This is a genomic window from Accumulibacter sp. (assembly GCF_029255145.1).
Lineage (GTDB): Bacteria > Pseudomonadota > Gammaproteobacteria > Burkholderiales > Rhodocyclaceae > Accumulibacter.
Genome location: NZ_JAPUVQ010000052.1, coordinates 1 through 3,669, shown reverse-complemented (window position 1 = coordinate 3,669; position 3,669 = coordinate 1). Strand labels below are relative to the sequence as shown.

The following is a 3,669-nucleotide window of genomic DNA, read 5'->3' as shown; positions in this document are numbered from 1 at the left end:
GCCTGCCTGGGTTCGGCCGGCCACTCCTTGAAGTCGAGGTCCTGGGTTTCCAGGGCATCGGCTTCGGCCTCTTCCAGGCGATCGAGCAGGCTGCGGATTTCGGTCAGTTCGCGCATCCGTCAGGGTTTCGGCTCGATGAGCAGGAAGCGCAGCGCCATCAGTACGCGCCGCGGGTGTTTGCGGTGCATGGCCATGCCGAGCCAGTAGCCGGCCTCTTCCTTGCTCATCGCTTCGATGCCTTCGGCGACCGCCGCGATATGTTCGCGATTGCGCATCGGCGCCAGGGCGCGAAACAGCAACCCGAGACTGATCGCCATTTCTTCATCGACCGCTATCCTGAGTGCATCGAAGGTGGGCAGGTTGCTCAGGTCGATGCGCGACTGTTTCAGACGCCGCAGCAGACGGTGTTCGATCAGCGACAGGTTGCGACCGCGCAGCCCGGCAATGTAGGTCGGCTGCCGAATGTGCGGTGTCGCGCCGGCAGGGAGTTGCCAAATTTCGACCTCGATATCCGATCCGGCGAGCCGGCGCGCGCGCATCTCGTACTGGGGTAAGGCGGAAGCGTGCTTGGCTGCACTCAGGTGGGTCACTTTGCTCATCGGCGATCCTGGTTGATCCTGCTCAATCTTGTTCTGCGGCCGTGGCCAGCACGTGCGCCGAGGGCGAAACCAGGCGCGTCAGCCGCTGAATCAGGCCTTCGGCCGAAGGCCCCTGAACGGCCAACGGCGGCTCGAAGCGTAGCGCAAAGGATATGTCGGCGTCGCTATCGCTGGCAGCGCGGAACTGCGGTTCGAGGTAGTCCTTGAGGGCAATCGCATCTTCGATGTCGCCCTTGAAGCTGAGTTCAGCGGTGGAACCGCTGGCAGTTTCGAAGGAGGCCGTCAGCTCGACTCGCTTGCTGGCGTTCGGGATCGACTTGACGAGCGGCATCAGTTTCAACGCATCCGATTTGTCGAACGGCCGGATGCGCAGCGTGGCGAGGCTGCGGATGCCGTTGTGCCGGGCATCCTCCAAAAGACGTGCGAGCGCTGCCTTGAGAACATCCTCGGCCTCCAGGACCGGGGTGGACTTCGCCGTGAGCGGCGTTCGCCCCGCGGTTGGCGCGTCATGTCCCGGGCGCGGAACCTCCGTTCCATCGGGCGAACGCGAGCCGGAGCCGATCACTCCGGTATCCGTCCTGGGCCCCGGTCGTGGCCAGATGCCGTGCTCCCGGGCATACGAAGTCGTATAAATGAACGACTGCTCGTCGACCTTGATTTCGGCATGCGGGTCCCCCTTGCCGCGCAGGAGGTCGCCTGATTGGTAGACGTAGTCATCCTGCTCAATACCCAGCCGAATGCCCTTGATGAACACCTCATCACCGACGAGCATCGGCAAGGACGGGTCCTGGCGAAATTCCGTGCGCAGGGCGGCAGTGGTGATCTGGCCCTTCTTGAGCGGGGTGCGGTCACGCACGTAGACCGGCGAGTCGGGTTTGTCGGTCGGCAGGCGCAGTTTGCCGGCATTCTGGAGTTGGGTGACGACCTGGCGTTGGCCGTCGCCCGGCCGATCCGATGCCGTCTGAATGTCGACCACGGTGTGCGCCAGGTCGCAGTTGGCCCCGTCGAGTCGATTGCGTGACGGGTAGAAGATGTGTCGGAAACACTGCTGCACGGCCAGGGCAAGTTCCTGCTTGGAGCGTTCATGCAGTTCCTGCAGCTTGGCCACCTGATAATCGGCCAAGTCCTTGAGCTTGCCGGGTTGCCGCAGCGACTCCAGAGCGATGTTGCGCAGCATCTTGGCCTTCATGTTGGGCACCCCGGCCGCGTCTGCCAGCAGGAAGACGAGATTGTTCCGGTTGTGGCGCCAGTCGCTTCCACCCCCTTTGTGCAGAAAGACTTTCTCGACCAGGTTGTCGACGGTCACCGCGTCGCTGAAGACCTGGGTGGCTTCGTAGCCGAGCATCACCAGGTAGGGGCGTCCGCTGCCATCATCATCGGGCACGTCGTGAGGGCCGGAGGCGAAGGGGATGAGATTGAGATTGGGGCCGGCGAAGAGATCGCGGATGAAGCTGTTGAGGCGGGTGCGGGCCTCGTCGCGGTCGGTGTTGGTTTCTTCGCGCCGGATGATCTGGGTGAGAGTGGCCTCGGCCAGAAAGCGCAGCGGCGCGCCCGGTTTGTCATCGAGATACGCCGAGTCGGTGGCGAAGCGTTTGCGTGCGTCGTCAATGAATGCAACGTCCGTTCCCGGGCTCAGGATGGCATAGCGCAGTTCCTCGGCGTTCAATCCGCGCAAGGTCTCGTTGAACGCCAGGGTGTGCATGAAGGCGCAGCGGGCGACGTACGATCCGTACTTGGGCAGACCCCTGAACGGCCCTGCGTCGAGTTGCTCGGCCAGCGCGGGGGTGGTTTCGACGGCGGCAATCTCGGTCTTGATCGCCGGCACGTAGATGTCCTGCTTCAGGCGGGTGACGAGTTCGAGGCGTATCGGCTCGAACCCGAGGTCGATGTGATGCGTGTGAATCGCGTAGGCGTCAGCGGGCCGGGTCTGCCAGACGCGTGCGACTGTACGCGCGAGCAGACGCAGCATGCCGCGCACGCGCTGGAAGTTGCCCAGGGTACCGGTCTTCTGCGTCAGCACATTCACGAGTTCTGGGTGTAACGGATAGCCGGCGGCAAACTCGTCGAGGCGCCTGTCTTCGGCCGGGGCCGGCGGAAGCAGCTCCCGGCTGGCATCCCACAGCGACTTGTACGCGGAGATGACCGCCCGTGCCTTGTCGCGGTCGATGCGGGTGAACAGCCGTCGGCAGATGACCTTGACGGTCTCGTCGTCCTCGGTGGGGTCGATCACCGTCGCCTTGCGGGCGGCGACGCTCTCGGCCTCGGCGAAGAAGGCGGCGATGTCCTGTGTCTCGCGGCTGTAGGCGTCGGACGCTTTGCCGTCACGACCGACCGCGAGCGTGAAAACCAGCGCCGCATAGGGGGAGCTTTCCACCGCCTTCATCAGCGAAGTCATGAAGGCAAGGAGCTGTTCGGCTGCTCGCTGCGCATTCCGACCGGCCACCTTGCGCAGGTAGGGGGCGATCTCGTCGATGAGGATCACCGCCGGCTCGCTGCCGATCAGCTCGCGCAAGGTGTCGGCACCCGGCGCGATTCCTTCGCGGTCACTCGCCTCGACCAGGCGATACCCGGCCTCACCACGCAGCGCATAAGCCAGTTCACCCCATGGCGTGTAGGCGCGCAGGGTGTCGCCAATTCGGTGCCCATTGGCCGGATCGGCATTTTCACCATCAAAGGCGGCAATGCGCACCGGTGCCGAGGGCCGCAGGGAGGCATCCAGGAACTCGTCGGCGTTCGCCACCTCGGAGAGGCTGTGCATGGCGTGCGCGAGCGCGATCAGGGCGTGCGTCTTGCCGCCGCCAAACTGGGTGTCCAGACGAAAGATGGCGCCAATCTGGTCAGAATGGCCACTGACCCGCAGCGCGACCAGCTTGAGGACGTTCTTGATGCCCTTGGTCGGGTAGGTGTTGGCAAAGAACAGCGCCGGGCGCTTGTACTCGTCGGGAGCGTCGCCCCGCAACACCTGCGAGAGGTCCGCAGCAAAGTCGCTCTCCCGCAACGCCCCTTGCAGGACATCAGGTCGCGGCTCACAGATGGAGAACAGATTGTCGGTCATGGCGTGCCTGATTGT

Annotated in this window: 2 protein-coding genes; both read right to left on the bottom strand. The window is 64.2% G+C overall.

From position 1 onward, the window contains the following. Window positions 1-119: 119 nt before the first annotated feature. A complete protein-coding gene (locus Q1L50_RS05815; protein WP_300336660.1) occupies window positions 120-599 on the bottom strand; it encodes a hypothetical protein in 480 nt (159 codons plus the stop codon). Window positions 600-621: 22 nt separating this feature from the next. Then, complete coding sequence (locus tag Q1L50_RS05810) at window positions 622-3,654, bottom strand: DUF499 domain-containing protein (protein ID WP_300336658.1); 3,033 nt, start codon at window positions 3,652-3,654, stop codon at window positions 622-624. Window positions 3,655-3,669: the final 15 nt, after the last annotated feature.